Raw genomic sequence first — 18,124 nt, 5'->3', positions numbered from 1 at the left:
GGGGGCGGAGGATGAGCGCCGAGGAGTCCGGCGCCCCGCCGGGTCTGCGGGAGTCCGTCTCCTACATCACCTCGTTGGGCAAGCCCACCGTGGCACAGGTACTCGGCGAGGTGCGGGCTCGGCGACGGGTGGCCGTTCAGCCCCGGTGCGGAGTGGGCGGCCACAAGGAGATGAAGGCGCTGCTCGTCGCCCTGGAGACGGAGGCCGAACCCGATGTCCTCACCGTGACCATCGACTCCCACACCCGGCTGCGGCGCTTCGAAGAGGCGGCGCACACCCTCGCCACGCGGCCGGAGAACCTCAACGGCTATCCGCTCGTCGCCCACGGGTGGCGCCGGGGCCGGGAGCTCAACGAGGCGGTCGCGGCCCCACTGGAGGTGCGGCACGGCTCGCCGGACCCCCGGATCCTCTTCGACGTCACTCTCGCCAGCGGCATCACGTCGTTCGAGGGGGGTGGGATATCGTACAACCTGCCCTACGCGAAGGCAGTGCCGCTGGCCACGTCGCTGACCGCATGGGAGGCCGTGGACAGAAGGTGCGGAGAACTGGCCGAGGCGGGGGTCGTGGTCGACCGGGAGTTCTTCGGGACCCTGACCGCCGTCCTGGTGCCGCCATCGGTCAGTTTGGCCGTCAGCGTCCTGGAGGCGGTGCTCGCCGCCCGGGCAGGAGTGCGGTGTGTCTCCGTGGCTTATCCGCAGGGCGGCCATCTGGCCCAGGACGTGGCTGCATTGGAGGCCATCCCGGAGCTGGCCGGGCGATACCTGCCGACGGGCGTCGACGTCCATCCTGTCCTGCACGAGTTCATGGGCGTCTTCCCGAGGCTGCGCCGCGACGCCGAGGACCTGATCCTCTACGGAGCCCTGGTGGCCCGGCTGGGCGGCGCCTCTAAGATCATCACCAAGACCCACCAGGAGGCGCTGGGCATTCCCGGTACCCGGGCGAACATCGAGGGGCTCAGGCTCGCCGACCGGTGCAACTCCCCGCTGCTCGGCTTCCTGTCCGTGGACCGGGACCAGGTACGCCGCGAGCGGGAATGGATCCTGGCCGAGGTCGACGAGATCGTCGAACCGGTCCTGGCGTGCCGGGATCTGATACCGGCGATCGTCGAGGCGTTCGACCGGGGCACCCTCGACATCCCGTTCAGCGCCAGCCGGTTCGCCCGGTCCCGGGTCATCCCGAAGCGGGACCCCGAAGGAGCCGTCCGCTACCTCTCCGCCGGCGGCCTCCCCCTGTCCGCCGCTGTGCTGGCGCGCCACCGGGAACTCTTGCGCCTGCCCGCGGGCCCCGGCCCGCTGGCCCGCTCGGTGCTCGCCGATCTGACCGCAGACATCAACTACTTCCCGAACCTGTTCAACGAGGGATCCCTGTGACTAGTCCGAAGCGCATCCTCCTTGTCGGAGGCCCGGGTCACCATCTCCAGAAGGCCAAGGACCTGGGCCTGGACGTCGTGTACTGCCAGTTCGAGCAGGACTTCGCTCCCGAACAGCGGGACATTGCCGACGACGTCCTGCTCACCGACTACACCGACTGGACGACCCTGCGGCCGCTGGTGGAGGAGGCTTACGAGAAGTGGGGCTTCTCGTGCGCCGTCTCAGTGACCGAGCCGGGCCTCGACCCTGCCGCTCGCGTCAACGACCTGCTGGGACTGGGCGGAACGCCGTACGAGGTGAGCCATCGGTTCACCGACAAGTGGCTGATGCGCCGCCGCCTTGCCGAGACGGCACCCGACGGCCTGATACCCGTGGCTGCGGAGCTGGTGGACGGCCACGACAGCCTCGTTCGGTTCGGCGAGGCACACGGATACCCGTTCATCGTCAAGCCCAGCAACGGCACCGCCAGCTTCGGCGTGATGGTGGTGCGGGACCGCGCCGCCACCGAACCGGTCTGGCGTCAGGTCCAGCACCTGCGGTCCGGCTCCGGACATCCGTTGATCGATGCCTACCGGATCGACCAGTTCGTCATGGAGGAGTACGTCGAGGGACCGCTCTGCAGCGCCGAGGCGTTCAGCTTCGGCAGCCGGCACGTGGTGATGGCCGTGACGGAGGCGATCACGGAAAGGTCGAACCACGTCCATGTAGGGCACGCCATCCCGGCCCGGCTCGGCCCCGATGTCGAGCGGGCGGTCGCCGCCACGGCGGTCGCGTTCCTCGACGCCATGGGCTTCCGGGACGGCCCCACGCACACGGAGATCATTCTCGGCCCGCGCGGCCCGGTGATCTGCGAGTCGCAGAACCGGGTCGGAGGCGCGCTGCTGACCGACATGATCAAGGACGTCTACGGGCACGACCCGGTGTCGATGGCCATCGGCTGGCCGGTGGGCCTGGTGGAACCGCTGCCGGAGCGGCCGGCGCCGCGCGGGGCCGCGGCCAGCTGGCTGCTGCTGGCCGACGAAGGACGGGTGGACCGCGTCGACGGCCTCGCCGCGGTGGAAGCGGACCCGGACACGGTGGCGGTCGACCTATGGGTCGGCCCCGGCGACCTGGTGCGGCCGTTCGCCGGCCAGTGGGACGGCCTGGGGCACGTGGCAGCCCGGGGCCCCGACCCGGACACCGCCGTAGCCCGGTCCCGCCGGGCCGCCGGCCGGCTCGTGATTCACACCCGCCCGGAGTGAGGGCCGTGCGGTCCGCGGCCGTCACCGCGGAGCAGGTCACCCACCGCCGCAATGCCGGCGGTCAGGGCGTCCTCGCTCACGTTCCCGAACCCCAGGACGAGCTGGGCCGGCGCGGTCGCCCCCGACGTACGGCACGCGCTCATGCCGTACAGGCCGACGGACCGCTCCCGTGCCGCGGTGACGACGGCCCGCTCGTCGGTGTCCGGGCCGAAGTGCGCGACCGCGTGGAAACCCGCTGCCAGACCGGTCACCGCGATCCCCGGGGCGTGCGTGGCCAGCGCGTCCATCAAGGTCGTGCGCCGGGCCGCGTAGCGCGCGCGCATCCGGCGCAGGTGCCGGTCATAGCGACCGGACTCGACGAGCGTCGCCAGGGCGAGCTGGTCCAGCGCGGGGGAGCCGCGGTCGCTGAGGTACTTGTGCTCCGTGACCAGGGCGTCGACGCCCGGCGGGCACAGCAGCCAGCCGATCCGTAGCGCCGGGGCGAGGGACTTGCTGACCGTTCCGGTGGAGACGACACGGTCCGGGGCGAGGCCCTGCAGGGTGCCGACCGGATCCCGGTCGTAGCGGAACTCCGCGTCGTAGTCGTCCTCGATGATCACGGCGTCCCGGCGCACCGCCCAGTCGAGCAGGGCCAGTCGGCGCTCGGGGGCCAGCACGACCCCGGTGGGCCACTGATGCGCCGGGGTGACGACCACCACACGCGCGTCGGTCGCGGTGAGCGCCTCGACATCGATGCCCCGGTCGTCCACCGGGACCGGGACCGGCACCATTCCCGCCCCTGCTGCGGCCGAGCGTATGGTCGAGGGCGAGCCCGGGTCCTCGTACGCCACCGTCCGCATCCCCGAGCGGGCCAGGGCGTGCAGCGCGAGGCGGAGACCCTGCGCATAGCCGGAGCAGACCACGATCCGCTCCGGATCCGCCGCGCAGGCGCGCACCCGCCTCAGATAGCCGGCCAGAACCTCACGCAGGACCGCGCTTCCCCGGGCGTCGCCGTAAGCGAGCGCCGAGGCGGGGGCGGTCCGGCCGGCTTCGCGTATGGCCCACAGCCAGTCGGCCATGGGGAACGAACGCAGGTCCGGGACGCCCCACTGGAAGTCCGCCAGCAGAGCCGGCCGCACCGCGGGGCGCTCGGCCGACGGCTGCGGTACGGGCCTGTGCACGGCGACCCGGGTGCCCGAGCCGACGCGGGTCACGAGATAGCCCTCGGCCTGGAGCTGGGCGTAGCACTCCTGCACCAGTCCGCGGGACAGACCGAGACCGTCGGCGAGGGCGCGGGAGGACGGGAGCCGTTCGCCGCCATGCAGCCGGCCGGCCCGGATCGCCTCCCGCAGCCTGCGCTCCACCTGGGAGCGCAGCGGCTCGCGGCTCTCTCGGTCGATGACCAGCAACAGGTCCGGCGACGAACCGGCCCACTCAATAGGCATGGAATTGGAGCTTACCGATGGCCGGTCCGATCCTTAGGTTCATCGCATGACTTCATCCGCCGATCCGCAGCATCGGGCGGCCGCGACACGGCCGCGGCTGCTGACCCGGGCGCTGCTGATGCGCTTCGTTACCGTCGTCGGCTCCTCGGCCGGCTTCTTTCTCCTGCTCCCGGTCGTTCCGATGTACGCGCAGAGCGTGCCGGGCCGGGACAGCAGCGAGGCGGGGCTGGTCACCGGCGCGCTGATGCTGGCGACGGTCGTCGGCGAGCTGATGGCCCCGTGGCTGGTCGCGCGCTGCGGCTACCGCGTGGCGCTGGGCGCGGGACTGCTGTTGCTGGGTGCTCCGGCCCTGGCCCTGACGACCTCGCACAGCATGGTGTGGATCGTCGCGGTGTGTCTCGTACGCGGTCTCGGCTTCGCTTTCGCCGTGGTGGCGGGCGGGGCGCTGACGGTGTCGCTGATCCCGCCCGAGCGCCGCGGCGAGGGGCTGGCCCTGGCCGGCATCGTAGCCGGTGTGCCGTCGCTCGTGGGGCTGCCGCTCGGAGCGTGGCTGGCCTCGCGCACGGGATACGGCCCGGTCTCCGCGGTGGCGGCCCTGCTGGCGCTGGTCTCCATCGCCGCCGTTCCGGGTCTCCCCGACCGGGAGGCCGCGCCGGGCCCGCCGCTCGGGGTGTTCGCGGGGGCCCGTTCTGGCGCGCTCGCCCGGCCCACGGCCGTCTTCGCGGTGACGGCGCTGGGCGCGGGGATCGTCGTCACGTTCCTGCCGCTGGCCGTGGCGTCACGCTATTCCGGCGTCGTCACCGCTGCGCTGTTCGTGCAGCCCGCCGCCGCGACCGTCTCCCGCTGGTTCGCCGGCCAGCACAGCGACCGGCACGGGGCCGCCGGCCTGATGGTGCCGGGGCTGCTCGCCTCGGCCGTCGGCATTCTCGTCATCGCCCTCACGGATGTCCCCGTCGCGGTCGTCGTGGGCGTGGCCGTGTTCGGGATCGGTTTCGGCATCACCCAGAACGCGACCATCACGTTGATGTACTCCCGGGTCCCGGCCTCCGGATACGGGACGGTGAGCGCCCTGTGGAACGTCGCCTATGACACGGGTATGGGCATCGGCGCCGTCGGCTTCGGCGCGGTGGCCGGCCTGACCGGCTATCCCTGGGCTTTCACCCTCACCGCGGCTCTGATGCTGACGGCCCTCGCCCCGGTCTGGCGGGACCGGGTGGCAGCGGGCGGGCAACGCGGTGGGGCGGCGAAGGGGGAGGACCGGGCGCCGGCAGGAGAGGAGCGTTGCGGGTGAGCAGGCAGTCCCCGCCGTAGTGGGCGGGGGTTGCGCAGACCAGCAGCATGAGCCGGGGCGGCTCGGAAACGCCGGAGCGCCCGGCGCGCGGGACGAGCTCACCGCTGCCGAGGCAGCCGAGGCCCCCTGGACGTGGCGGTGGGCAAAGCGGTGGTGCAGCTCGGCGTACGGTTCCTGGTGAGCGACTTCTTCGGCGAGGACCACTTCGGGCTGGAGACGGTCGCCTCCGTCGCCGCTCGGACGGCGGTCCCGCGCACCCGTCGGCCACGTGAGGCCGGGGCACCCGGGGCTCCTGTGTCCAACAAGGGGGGCGATGCAGGAGCTGTTCGCGGAGGTTGACCAGGCCCTGCTGGGTCTCGGCGATGACATCACCACGGTGCAGCGCAGGGCCTACCGTGCGTACCGGCGACCTGGAGGTCCAGCTGCGCACCGACCGGGACTCGGAGCGAGCTCAGGACCTGTTCCGCCTCAGCTACACGGCGGCGTAGCCGGGCTATATCCGGTGCCAGCGCGGGTCCGCCTTTTCGGGGACGGCCGGAGAGGCGAGGCTGGGACGACGATGTCAGTCTTCAGTGCGTCGCTGCCGCGCCGGTGCTGACATGGTGATGACTTCGCAGCGTGCCGGAGGAGGCGCTGAGCGGCGAGAGACCGGGGGGTGTTCAGAAGGAGCGGCTCCCTCAGGGCAGCGTTCAGCGTGAGACGCTGCTCATGTCCGCGTAGCGGTCGCCCACGACCAGGTCCGCGATCGGCTCCAAGTGGGCCAGTTCCTCCATGCTGAGCGTCAGCGTCGTGGCCGCAATGTTCTCCGCTACCCGGCCCTGCTTGCGGGTGCCCGGGATCGGAACCACGGTCAGCCGGTGGACCTGTGCCCGCTGATGCACCCAGGCCAGTGCCACTTGCGCCGGGGTCACGCCGCGCGTCGAGGCGATCTCCCGTAGCGGCGACAGCAGCGCCTCGTTGCGCACGGCGTTCTTGCCCGTGAAGCGTGGTTGATGGTGGCGTGGGTCGTTCGGTGGAAGGTTGGTGGCGTCGCTGAATGCTCCGGCCAGGAAGCCCCGGCCGAGGGTCGAGTACGGCACGAGTGCCACTCCGAGGTCGGCGGCGGCCGGCACCGCGCTGTGCTCGATGTCGCGCGAGAACACCGACCACTCCGACTGCAGGGCCGCGATCGGATGCACCGCGTGCGCCTCGCGTAATTCGTCACCGTTGACCTCGGATAGCCCCAAGTGCCGCACCTTGCCGGCACGGACCAGTTCCGCCATGGCGCCCACCGACTCCGCCAGCGGAACCCGCGGGTTGCGTCGGTGCATGTAGTACACGTCGATGTGCTCCACGCCGAGTCGGCGAAGGCTCGCGTCCACGGCTTCGCGGATGTACACGGGGTCGTTGCGAATCACATAGCGCAGATGGTCACCCACCCTGCGTTCGACGCCGAACTTGGTGGCGAGCACGACGTCATCGCGATGCGCCTGCACGAATGGGCCGATCAGCTCCTCGTTTCCCCCGAAACCGTACATGTCGGAGGTGTCGAAGAGGGTGACACCCAACTCCAGGGCGCGCTCGAGGGTGGCCATCGCCTCGGCGGCATTGGTGCCGCCGTAGCAGCCGCTCATGGACATGCAGCCGAGGCCCTGCACACCGACAACGGGGCCGCCGTTGCCCAGGTTGGTTGTGGGGATCAGGCTCATCACTCGCTCTGCCTCTCTACGGGCAGCTCGACGGTGCGTTTCGGCGAGGCTCCGTTACCAACTCCGGCTCGGAGTCGGCGGTTGCGGTGCTGATCGCCATGGTCGGGTGGAGCTTGACGTCCCGGGCGGTGCGCACGCCGATGATGGCCGAGAGCTCGGCCAACGCGAGGGACTCGAGGCCGATGTCGGCGAAGGTCGTCCCAGGGCTCATCAGCTCCCGTTTCACCCTGAACGTGGTCGCCAGCACTTCGGTGAGGTCGTCGTAGGTCATCACAGGTGATCCTGTTCTCGACGTGGGAAACGGGGTCGAATGCTGGCGAGGGAGCATGTCAGGCCTGCCGGTAAAGGGGTGGCAGCCGGTCCAGCGTGACACCGAAATACTCTTTGTAGGCCAGCGTCAGATCGGCCTCGGCCAGAGCTGTCCATTCCTTGTGTGTGCCCTCGATGCGGGTGAGTACGTCGCCTCGTAGAGCGAGCGACCCATTTTCGGTCAGCCGGGTGCAGAACACATAGGTGCGGTGATAGGACTCGGGGGAGCTCCATACCCACCAGAATCCGGGCATGAAATCCTTGGCGATCCGGGGACGCGCCTCGATCCTGAGCATGGGAGCTCCATTGCACAGGAGATCCGTGTCTCCGCCGGGCCCGTTGACGAACTCGAAGGTCCCCTGAGGGTCGTGCTGCGGGCCGCTCAGGTCCATCCGCAGTGGATAGCGAGGGCCGTCCACGCCCAATCCGACGTCTACGAACCAGGGATGAGTGCAGTCGACGGCGATCGCGGGGTGGCAGAGTGCGAAGCTCGGGCGGTCCCCCTTGAACATGTAGGCGCCGAGCAACGTGATCCGGAATCCGAGTGCGGACAGGAGGGACGAGAGCGCGGAGCCGTTCAACTCCTGGCAACCGCCGCCGCGTCGACGTCGTACGACTTTGTCGATGGCGCCGTCGCCCAGCAGGGCGGGCTCGCCCAGATGCATGCCGAGGTTCTCGTACGGAACCGACATCAGGTGCCGTTCCTGCAATTCCCTGAGGAAATCCGGCTGCGGGCCGCGCACGGTCGCCACGCCGATCCGGTCGAGATATTCCTGAACCAACTGGGAATCCATCTCACACTTCCGTTAGTTGGTCGTGCATTGCCCATCGGTGACTCAGGGGAAGGCAATCGCCGAAAATGCGGCCGGAGTGGCGGTGTTGACGGCCGCCCGTCGGTGACGATCGTGCCCCGTCATCCACCGGAGGTGAACGTCACTCGACCCACATTCACCCATCCGTGGTGCCATCTCGCGACGTTGTTGACGAAATAACCTCGGTCGGTCCGACGTTTTCCGTAGCAGTTCCGGACGCGACGTCGGCTCGGAAGGTCTTGAATCTTCGAGGTTGCGACGGCAATTAACGTTGCCCTACTGTCAGTTGGGGCAGCGGCACCCGGGTCCACGGGTCCGCTACGTTGCTACCTATGTGCCTCGGTCGGGTCAGGAATACATCACCTTTCCATTCATATGATTTGAGGCCTCTTTGCTGAGGGTTGGCCTTTGCTCCCCCCGACGACAGGACCTGTCACCATGACCTATGACGAGCTCATCGAACTGCTGGCAACCAGGTTCGGAGTGGCGCGGGACAAGATGCGCCCGGAGGCGACCCTCACCGACCTGGGCTTGGAGTCACTCGCCGTGGCCGAACTCTCGGTCATCATCAGCGAGCACACAGATCGGGACACCGAGCTTCGCCCCGGCATGCCACTGGCGTCCGCGGCCGCCGGGTGCTGACACACACCACCCCGGCTCATGCCGGCACGCCGCCACGGCCACCGGACCGGAACGGCCCCATCGAAGGAGCCCCATGACGCACGTGGTCGTCACCGGCCTGGGCGCGGTCACCCCCGCCGGCTCCGGCATTGAAGCGACCTGGGAAGGAGTCTGCCGGGGCGATTCCACCGCCGCCACCGACCCGGCCCTGGCGGGCATGCCCATCACGTTCAGCTGTCGCGCCCCCGACGTCGAGGACGCCGTCGACCCCATGGCCCTGTGGCGCCTCGATCGCAGCTCACAGCTCGCCCTGGCCGCCACCCGGGAGGCGATCGCCGCAGCGGGTCTCGACCCTGACACGTGGGAGGCTCCTCGGGTCGGTGTCGTCATCGGCTCCAGCCTCGGTGGTGCCGCGGTCTGGCACGACCAGCTCGGCAAGCTCACCGAGCACGGTCCTGGCCGGGTCTCGGCCGCCTGCCTCCCGATGCTGCTGGCCAACACGCCCTGCGGCGAAGTCGCACTCGCCGTCGGTGCCCGAGGTCCCAGCCTCGCCCCCGTCACCGCGTGTGCCACCGGCACCACCGCTCTCGCCGTGGCGCACGACCTGCTCGTCACCGGCCAGTGTGATGTCGTCCTCGCCGGCGGCGCCGAGGCCGGCACGACTCCGCTCGTGGTCACCGCGTTCCACCGCTGCGGGGCCTTGTCCACCCGCAACGACGATCCTGCCGCAGCGTCCCGGCCCTTCGCCCCCGACCGCTCGGGTCTGGTGGTCGCGGAAGGTGCAGCCGTCCTCGTGCTGGAACGTGCCGAAACCGCCCGTGCCCGCAAGGCGCCCGTCCGCGCGATCCTGGCCGGCTGCGGACAGAGCACCGACGCCCACCACCCCACTTCCCCTCACCCCGACGCAACCGGATCCCAACAGGCCGTCGAAGCCGCCCTCCGGCACGCCCGCCTCGAGCCCGAGGCGATCGAGCACGTTAACGCCCATGCCACCGGCACCCGCCTCGGAGACGCGGCCGAAGCCCTCATGATCGGACGCCTCTTCCCTCACCGGCCGCCTGTCACCTCCGTCAAAGGCAGCCTTGGCCACAGCCTCGGCGCGGCTGGGGCAGTCGAAGCCGCCCTGGCCGTCCTCACCCTCGAACGCGGCCTCGTACCTCCCACCGCCCACACCGATCACGCCGACCCCGCCTTCGGCATCGATCTCGTCACCAAAGTCCCCCGCCAACACCGTGCCGACATCGCGCTCAGCACATCCTTCGGCTTCGGCGGGCACAACGCCGCCGTCATCCTCCGGCACCCCCGAGCTCTCTAGGTCCCCGCACAGATTCCCCCGCGTTCCCCCCGCGGTGGCGCGCCGACCAGCGCACACCGATCACACCGAGGCGTCAACCGATGGTCGGGGCCCTGGGCAGTGCCCGCCTGCACTTCGGGTCACGGAGGCATCGGCCACGGACATCGTCGCCCCGTCGGCAGCGCACCCTCAGCTTCCGAGGGTGCAGTCGGATCCGCATCTCCCGAAAGGCGTCTCGTGAAAGCGGACACACGAACGGCCACCGAGGTGATAGCGGCGGTGACGACGGGACGCTCCACCATCGTGGAGCAAGTTCGCCGTTCCGCGGAGATCAACCGCCGACGCCGCCTGCACGCGTTCACACAGGTGGACGCGAAGGCCGCGTTCGCCGCCGCCACGCGACTCGACAACCTCGGCAGTAGTCAGGAGCTCCCTTTGCAGGGCGTGGTGTTGGCGGTGAAGGACAACATCGACACCGCCGGTTTCGCCACGACGGCCGGAACCCCGGCCTTACGCACGCACCGCCCGCGAGCCGATGCGCCGACGGTGCAGGCCTTGCGCGAGGCAGGGGCGGTGGTTTTCGGCAAGGCCAACATGCACGAACTGGCCCTGGGCGTGACCAGCGACAACGCGACCTTCGGCCGCGTGCGAAACCCCGTGCGGCCGGATCGGATCGCCGGTGGCAGCAGCGGCGGTTCCGCGGCCGCAGTGGCCGCGGGGGTCGTGACAGCGGCACTGGGCACCGAGACCGGCTGCTCGGTGCGACTGCCGGCCGCGCTGTGCGGCCTGGTCGGTTTCCGACCCACCGTGGGGGCCTATCCGGCGGACGGCGTCGTGACCATGTCCTGGACGCGGGACACCGTCGGTGTGCTGGCGCGCTGCGTCGACGATGTCCGGGCCTTGGACGCCGTCATCCGTTCCGCACCCGTCCCACCAGTGGACAGCCGCTGTCCCGACCTGGCCGGCCTGCGGCTGGCCTCCCCTCGACTGAAATTCCGTCAGGGCATGACAACCGCGCTGCGGGTCACGTTCGAGGCCCGGCTCAACCTGCTGGCGGAAGCGGGAGTCCAGATCGTTGAGAGTGACCTGCCCGACGGGACGTGGGAGGCGGCCGGGGAGTGCGGACTGCCGATCCTTTTGTACGAGGCCTCCCGCGGTGTCGACCGCTACCTCGCGGCACACCCGACCTCGCTACGGTTCGCCGATGTCGCCGCGCGGGTGGCCGGTCCCGACGTCGCCGAGCTGGTGCGCGGCTTGGCTGAGGGCGGGGCCGAGGAGGCGTACGCCGCAGCCCTGGAACAACGGGCACATCTCGACCGGCTGTTGCGCAGCCATCTCCAGGACCAGCGGCTCGACGGCATCATCGTGCCCACCACCCCGATCCCCGCCCCGCGGCCAGAGACCTTTAAAGAGTCCGGCGACCGCTTCTGGACCACTTTTCAGACGCTGGCCCGCAATACCCATGCCTCCAGCATCCTCGGGTGGCCTGCCATCAGCCTGCCCGCAGGACGGGACCACCACGGGCTGCCCTTCGGTATCGACCTGCAGTTCCCACCCGGCGCCGATAGCGCCCTCCTGGCCGTCGCGCGAGCCTGTGAGCGGACGTGGTCGGACGCGGCACGGAACCAGAGCACCAAGACCAAGGGAGAGGAGCTGTGATGATGTCAGCCGGCGGCGCGACGACCGAGGCGGCGCCCGTGCTCATCGCCCCGCGACATGCGGACGAGGACGGCCCGGACTGGGAGTCGGTGCGGGCGCAGTTCGCGCTCGATCCAACCGAAGCGCACTTCACGTGCTGCTTCCTCGCCCCGCTGCCCACGCCGGTCAGGGAAGCCGTGGAACGCCACCGCCGGGCCTTCGAGCGGAACGTGCTGTGGGCCGAGAAGGACCTGTACGGCATCCACAACGGCCTGCAGGGCGAAGTCGTACGAGCCCTGGCCGGATACATCGGAGCCAGGCCGGAAGACATCGCGCTGACCGCGAACACCAGCAGCGGACTCGGCACCGTGTACAGCGGTCTGAGGCTGCGCCCGGATCAGGAGATCGTGCTCAGCGTGCACGACCACCTGGTCCATCAGGAAGCGGCGCGATTCGCCGCCCAGCGACGGGGCGCCACCACGCGGTCGATCCGGCTCTACGAAGATCCCGCAGGTGCTACCGCCCACGAGATCGCCGAACGTCTGGCGAAGGCCATCGGACCACGGACCCGAGCGGTCGGTGTCCCTTGGGTGCACTCGTGCACGGGGGTGAAGGCGTCCCTGCCCCTCCTCTCACAGGCTGTGGCCGCCGCCAACTCCGGTCGCACGGAGGAGGACCGATGCCTGCTGATCATCGACGGCGTCCACGGACTCGGGGTGGAGGACGTCGATGTCGCGCAGACCGGCGTCGACTTCTTCGTCTCGGGAACGCACAAGTGGATGCTCGGTCCGCGCGGCACCGGATTCGTGTGGGGTGCCGACCACGCGTGGGCTCAGCTGGACCCCGCTTTTCCGGCCGTCATCCTCGACCGTGACTACTGGCAGGCTCTCAAGGCCGGTACTGAGCTGCCGCAGACTAGGGCCGCATGGATGTCGCCGGGTGGGTTTCAGGCATTCGAGAACCGATTCGCAGTCGCCGATGCCGTGGCCTTCCACCAGTCTCTCGGACGGGACCGTGTCGCAGCAAGGCTCTCCGAACTGAACGCCTCGCTGCGGGAGCGGCTCCGGTCACTGCCCCACGTGCGGTTGGTGAGCCCTCTGGAGGAGTCCGTGACCTCCGGGCTGGTGTGCTTCCGGCATCGCGACCTGCCTGCCCGCGAGGTGCTGGGCCACTTGGCGGAGCACAAGGTCTTCGGGACCATCACACCGGAGATGCACGACCCCGCCGCACGGCTGAGCGCGGGCCTCATGAACGGCCCCGAACACATCGACGCCGCGATCAGCGCCCTCTCGGGCCTCTGATGGTGGGGCTCATCCTCCTCGTAGCGGCCGGCGCAGTTCTTGCCGTCAGCCTGCCGAGCTGGCTTCCGCGTCTGGTCATTGCCGCACGTAACCGCGTCCTGGCCGCCTCGGGCAGCGAGGAAGGCGTCACCATCCCCGGGCCCCGTATCAGTGCCGAGCGGTTGCGGGAGGCGTACACGCATCCCCATGCCCACGGACGGGGAGCGGGTTCGAAACTCTCCGACCTCATCTGGTACTTGATCCATCCTGTCGGCCACGTCCACCAAGAGCACATGTCGTCCGGCCCGCTCCACAGCGAGCTCGCGGGCTGTACACGAGGAATCCTCGCGGGATCCGGGCTGGACGTCGAAGACCTGGCCCGGTGCTGTGCTCGCCGTGTCCTGGACGAGATGGACCCTGCGCCCTCCAAGACGGTGCGCCTTCGAGACGTGGCGATGGCGATGACGGGCGAGTTCTTCCACGAGCTTGTCTTCCGCAGCCCGTGTCCACCCGGGGCACGAAACCTGATCACGGCGAATGCCGACGACGCCCTGGGCACGACCAAATTCACCAGGCTGCGGCACGTGGACCGGCGGGCCGCGCTGACCGCCTACCTCTTGGAGCGGATCCGGGCGGGTGAGGTCTCCGGCGACCTTCCGGGGTCCCTCGACGACGAACATCGCGCGCTGTACCTGCACGGCAACATCTTCGGGACTGGTGTGGCGCAGCTGGCTGAGGGGGTGGCTCATCTTCTTTTGGCTCTTGCGCATCATCCCGGGGTGCAGGAGCGGATGGCAGCGGAGCCCGGTGACACCGCCTTTTACGATCGTGCCATCAACGAGTCACTGCGTATGTATCCGCTGTTCGGTATCTCGCAGCGCATTACTACCGGCCCGATCGATGTCGGTGGTGAGACGCTTCCCGCGGGGTCTGTTCTGTTCTTCGATTATGAGGCCTATCATCGTTCGGGATTTGCGGATCCTGAGCGTTTCGATCCGGACCGGTGGCTCACCCTGTGCCCGAGGGATGTCACTTTCATTCCTTTCGGGGTTCCCGGGAACCGGCCCTGTCCCGCTCGCGGTCTGTCGATGGTGTTCCTGCGCGCGGTTACGGCTGAAGTCCTTGAGCGCTTCGCGCTGTATTCCAGTGCCGGCCATACCCGTTCGATGCCCAATCGCGCCCCCTGTCTCCTGCTCCCTCGTAGCCTTGAGGCACGGCGCCCGAATGTGGCGCTCGCTGCGATGCGGGTCCGTGACGACTGGGAGAACGTCGCCCGAAGCCTCACTCAGCTCGTCCTCGGTTCCATCATCGTCGCCGACGCCCGCCGCCGGAAACTGTGCCAACGCCACCACGCAAGCACCGGCAACAGCCCTCGCCCACAAGAACCGCTCCCTCGCTCCGCCCCGGAACGAAAGGCAGGCACCCGTCGTGCCTGAACCCCTTCAGCCCAGTACATCCGAAAAGAGCCTCGTTCCCCTTGCCACAGGCACGCCTGTTGCATCACGACCGCCGAGCCGGCTGCCCCGCCTGGTCATCACCGCGCGACATCGCCTGTTCACGGCCATCAAAGGCGCTGAGGGCGTTACCGTCCCGGGGCCTCGTGTCACCTCCTCCCGGTTACGGGAGGTATACGCGCATCCCCATGCGCGTGGGCGCGGGCCGGGTTCGAAGCTGTCGGATCTGCTCTGGTACTGGTTTCACCCCGGCTCCCCTGCACACCAGGAGCAGATGCCGTCCGGCCCGCTCCACAGTGAGCTCGCTCGTTGCACACGAGGTGTCCTCGCAGCTCCAGGGCGGGACGTGGAGGGTCTGGCCCGGTGCTGTGCCCGGCGCGTCCTGGACGGGATCGATCCTTCACGCCGGAGAACGGTGCGCCTTCGGGACGTGGCGATGGCGATGGCCGCCGAGTTCTTCCACGAGCTCGTGTTCCGCAGCCCGTGTCCGCCCGGGGCGCGAGATGTGATCATGGCCAACACGGACGACCTCCTGGGTTGCCTCAAGTTCAGCAACCTCCGCCGGTTGGATCGCCGGGCCGCACTGACCTCCTACCTTCTCGATCAGGTCCGCATGGGTGCGGTTGCCTGTGACGTGCCGCCATCGTTCGATGACGAACATCGTGCCCTGTACCTGCAGAGCAATTTCTTCACGACCGGTGTGGCGCAGCTGGCTGAGGGGGTGGCTCATCTTCTTTTGGCTCTTGCGCATCATCCTGGGGTGCAGGAGCGGATGGCAGCGGAGCCCGGTGACACGGCCTTCTACGATCGTGCCATTAACGAGTCACTGCGGATGTATCCGCTGTTCGGTATCTCGCAGCGCATTACTACCGGTCCGATCGATGTCGGTGGTGAGACGCTTCCCGCGGGGTCTGTTCTGTTCTTCGATTATGAGGCCTATCATCGTTCGGGATTTGCGGATCCTGAGCGTTTCGATCCGGACCGGTGGCTCACCCTGTGCCCGAGGGATGTCACTTTCATTCCTTTCGGGGTTCCCGGGAACCGGCCCTGTCCCGCCCGTGGCCTGTCGATGGTGTTCCTGCGCGCGGTTACGGCTGAAGTTCTTCAGCGTTTCGTGCTGTATTCCAGTGCCGGCCATACCCGTTCGATGCCCAATCGTGCCCCCTGTCTCCTGCTCCCTCGTGCTGCTGCGGCACCGCGGCCGAAAGCCGCGCTCGCTGCGATGCGGGTCCGTGACGACTGGGAGAACGTCGCCCGAAGCCTCACCCAGCTCGTCCTCGGTTCCATCATCGTCGCCGACGCCCGCCGCCGGAAACTGTGCCAACGCCACCACGCAAGCACTGGCCGTGATCCTCACGTCCCCCGGACGCCGGAATCTCGGAGTTCGCAACCGAAACGAAGGACGGACACCCGTCATGACTGAGACCCGTGCGCGAGGTGCCTGCAGAGCGACGCCCGTGCCGGACGATGGTTGCCCCGCCGGAGCCGGCCTTTACCCGTGGTTGGATCCAGCAGAGACCACCCGGCGCCTTGCCGGACCACGGGTCGCCCCGGTCACGGTGCCGACCGGCGAACGGATGTGGCTGGTTTGCGGCCATGCCGAGACGCTCCAAGCACTCACAGATCCCGCCCTGTCACGGGCCGCCGCAGCCCATCAGCGTGTCGCAGCCACGCCGGCCCAGCTCGCTCGCCGTGGTGGCCAGGCCCCGGACTCCGCAACGCACCTGGCTTTGCGTCATGCGCTCGCTCCGGTCTTCACCGCAAGACAGGCACGACTGCTGGCGCCATGGCTCGAAGGGGCCGCCCAGCACATGGTCAGGGACCTCTTCGCCACCAGGGCACCAGTCGATGCAGTCGCCCGGCTCGCCCAGCCGCTCCCCATGGCAGCCGTCGGTCAGCTTTTCGGCCTCGACCCGGCCTTCCTTCCGCGGATCGCGGACGACGCCCACGTCTCCGCCTCCGGGCGGGCGTCCGTCGACGAGATCATCGCCGCGCTGGCGCGCATCACATCCCAGGTGATCGAGCTCATCGACCGGCGCCGCACAGAACCGCAGAAGGCCCTGCTCGACGAGCTCATCACCATCGCCGACGGCGGTGGGCTGCCCGTCGCCCACCTGGCCCGGCTGGTCCGCGACCTCCTGATCGTCGGCTGGCACGAAACAGCCCGCCGCATCGCCAACGGCCTGCACACTCTCCTGCACCACCGTGACCAGTACGAACTCCTGCTCAGCGATCCGTCACTGGTACCCCAGGCCGTACACGAACTCCTGCGCCACGAGAGGTACCCGAGTGACCTGGCCCCCCGTGTGGCCACCGAAGAAACGACGATCGCCGGGACCCTCATCCACGCCGGCGAGGCGGTCGTCGTGTCCTCCTACGCGGCGGACCACGACCCTTTGGTCCACCCCGACGCCGACCGGCTCGACATCACCCGGCCCCCCGGCCGTCTCCTCGCCTTCGGGCACGGCATCCACTACTGCCCCGGCGCCCACCTCGCCCGCACCGTCCTCAGCGCCACCCTCACCGCCCTCTGCCGGCATCCACCGCTCGCTTCGGCGGGCCCGCCTCAATGGTGCCAAGGCTGGGTCGCCCCCTCGCTCCGCTCACTGCCCGTGGGTCCCGCGCGTGCCGCCGTCGCCAACGGGTAGCCCGAGGCGGAGGACCATGGCCTCGCCTCCCGTACACGCGATCACACTCCTCAGCGGTCTGTGTGCGAGTCCGTGCCACCCGTCACTTCGGCACGCGACGGCACCCGCGCCTTCTTCAGCCGCCTGACCCCACTCCTCAGGAGGATTCCCACATGTCGGCAGCTCCGCAGAGCCCCCACGGCCCGGCCGCCTCCGGGGGAGCCGAGGAGTTCGTGTTGCCCATGCCCGGGACGGGCCTCGTTGTCTGTCCGTCCGCCCAGTGTGTCCGGAGTGACTGCGCCCAGTCGCTCCGGACACACCTGGGGCTTCTGGAGCGGGCCGCACACCATGACCCGCCGGCCCGACTGCGAGCTCCCGCGGACCAGGATCAGCGCACCCGCTACCGCTGGATCGTGGGACACCAGGTGGCCTTCGGCGTCTGGCGGCTGCTGGCGGACAGGCTGCGGGCTCTCCTCGACGACCCGGAGCCCGAACCCTCACTGGTCCGCCAGGCCGCTCGTCTGTACGACACGTACTCGCTCCTGCTGCTCTACACGGGAAGCTGCACGCCCCGGCGTTACGCCGCCACCGTACGGTCCGACATGGCGGCCCGCGACCCCGCCTTCAGCGGGCAGTGGACCCGCGACCACACGCCGCTGCCCGGACTCCTGAGGCAGGTGCGCCGAACCTTTCCCCAGTCCGCCGTCACCCCCCTCACCCGAGCTGCCCGCCTCAACCACCACGTGCACATGGCCATCGCCGAGCAGCTGGTGCCCGACGGGGTATCCCTGCTCCAGCGAGCCGGCCGTGACCTGACCCAAGGCCCCGCCGAAGCCGAACGGGACCTGTCCGACGACTACTTCCTGGTCCGACGCCGGACCCTTTGCGACGACGCGTTCGCCGCCCAGATCGTTCTCCGTCTCGCCCAGATCATGTGCGACATGACCGCTCACGGCCTCAACCTCGCGGCCGCACCCCCCGTCCCGCAGCCCCCCGCCATCCGCCGACTGCGCCACGAAGCATCCGAACTACTCCTCCATCTGGCCGACACCGTCACCACAAGAGTCCCCCTCCC

At 69.4% G+C, this 18,124-nt stretch carries 14 protein-coding genes and 1 pseudogene; 11 read left to right on the top strand and 4 right to left on the bottom strand.

The window, feature by feature from the left end:
• The first annotated feature begins 11 nt into the window (after positions 1-11).
• Positions 12-1,370, top strand: coding sequence for a methylaspartate mutase (locus tag ACSNOG_RS07995; protein WP_436751844.1), 1,359 nt, complete (start codon positions 12-14; stop codon positions 1,368-1,370).
• On the top strand, positions 1,367-2,611 hold the full coding sequence (locus tag ACSNOG_RS07990; RefSeq protein ID WP_436751843.1) for an ATP-grasp domain-containing protein: 1,245 nt from the start codon (positions 1,367-1,369) through the stop codon (positions 2,609-2,611). Before ACSNOG_RS07995 ends, ACSNOG_RS07990 begins: the two co-directional genes overlap by 4 nt.
• Here ACSNOG_RS07990 and ACSNOG_RS07985 read toward each other — a convergent pair.
• The gene (locus ACSNOG_RS07985; protein WP_436751842.1) at positions 2,593-4,035 is read right to left on the bottom strand and encodes a PLP-dependent aminotransferase family protein; all 1,443 of its coding nucleotides are present in this window, start codon (positions 4,033-4,035) and stop codon (positions 2,593-2,595) included. The two genes, ACSNOG_RS07990 and ACSNOG_RS07985, sit on opposite strands and share 19 nt — an antisense overlap.
• 46 nt (positions 4,036-4,081) lie before the next feature.
• Between ACSNOG_RS07985 and ACSNOG_RS07980 the strand changes: the two genes are divergently transcribed.
• A complete protein-coding gene (locus ACSNOG_RS07980) occupies positions 4,082-5,326 on the top strand; it encodes an MFS transporter (protein ID WP_436751841.1) in 1,245 nt (414 codons plus the stop codon).
• Positions 5,327-6,015: 689 nt separating this feature from the next.
• On the opposite strand, the gene ACSNOG_RS07975 is transcribed toward ACSNOG_RS07980, so the two are convergent.
• Genes ACSNOG_RS07975 through ACSNOG_RS07965 form a run of 3 tightly spaced genes read right to left on the bottom strand, consistent with a single transcriptional unit; the run spans position 6,016 to position 8,117 of the window.
• Positions 6,016-7,014, bottom strand: coding sequence for an aldo/keto reductase (locus tag ACSNOG_RS07975; protein ID WP_436751840.1), 999 nt, complete (start codon positions 7,012-7,014; stop codon positions 6,016-6,018).
• A gap of 16 nt (positions 7,015-7,030) precedes the next feature.
• Entirely contained in the window at positions 7,031-7,285 is a 255-nt protein-coding gene (locus ACSNOG_RS07970; protein ID WP_436751839.1) for an acyl carrier protein, read from the bottom strand.
• 58 nt (positions 7,286-7,343) lie between these two features.
• A complete protein-coding gene (locus tag ACSNOG_RS07965; protein WP_436751838.1) occupies positions 7,344-8,117 on the bottom strand; it encodes an arylamine N-acetyltransferase family protein in 774 nt (257 codons plus the stop codon).
• 456 nt (positions 8,118-8,573) lie between these two features.
• Here ACSNOG_RS07965 and ACSNOG_RS07960 point away from each other — a divergent pair, with 456 nt between their 5' ends.
• The 8 genes and pseudogenes from ACSNOG_RS07960 to ACSNOG_RS07925 all read left to right on the top strand — a co-directional run.
• Entirely contained in the window at positions 8,574-8,777 is a 204-nt protein-coding gene (locus ACSNOG_RS07960) for an acyl carrier protein (protein WP_436751837.1), read from the top strand.
• A gap of 73 nt (positions 8,778-8,850) precedes the next feature.
• Positions 8,851-10,071, top strand: a complete 1,221-nt coding sequence (locus tag ACSNOG_RS07955; protein WP_436751836.1) for a beta-ketoacyl-[acyl-carrier-protein] synthase family protein — start codon at positions 8,851-8,853, stop codon at positions 10,069-10,071.
• 258 nt (positions 10,072-10,329) lie between these two features.
• Positions 10,330-11,709, top strand: coding sequence for an amidase family protein (locus tag ACSNOG_RS07950; protein WP_436751835.1), 1,380 nt, complete (start codon positions 10,330-10,332; stop codon positions 11,707-11,709).
• Entirely contained in the window at positions 11,709-12,989 is a 1,281-nt protein-coding gene (locus tag ACSNOG_RS07945) for an aminotransferase class V-fold PLP-dependent enzyme (protein ID WP_436751834.1), read from the top strand. Before ACSNOG_RS07950 ends, ACSNOG_RS07945 begins: the two co-directional genes overlap by 1 nt.
• Entirely contained in the window at positions 12,989-14,404 is a 1,416-nt protein-coding gene (locus tag ACSNOG_RS07940) for a cytochrome P450 (protein WP_436751833.1), read from the top strand. The genes ACSNOG_RS07945 and ACSNOG_RS07940 overlap by 1 nt, the downstream gene beginning before the upstream one ends.
• Positions 14,405-14,858: 454 nt before the next feature.
• Positions 14,859-15,845, top strand: coding sequence for a cytochrome P450 (locus ACSNOG_RS07935; RefSeq protein WP_436751878.1), 987 nt, complete (start codon positions 14,859-14,861; stop codon positions 15,843-15,845).
• A 388-nt stretch (positions 15,846-16,233) separates the two neighbouring features.
• Positions 16,234-17,070: a cytochrome P450 gene (locus tag ACSNOG_RS07930; RefSeq protein WP_436751832.1), complete on the top strand. Its 837-nt coding sequence runs from the start codon at positions 16,234-16,236 to the stop codon at positions 17,068-17,070.
• A 392-nt stretch (positions 17,071-17,462) separates the two neighbouring features.
• Positions 17,463-18,124, top strand: a pseudogene (locus ACSNOG_RS07925) (hypothetical protein); the annotation flags it as partial.

Source organism: Streptomyces sp. URMC 124, assembly GCF_051386455.1.
Lineage (GTDB): Bacteria > Actinomycetota > Actinomycetes > Streptomycetales > Streptomycetaceae > Streptomyces.
This window is presented reverse-complemented; position numbering and strand designations above follow the sequence as displayed.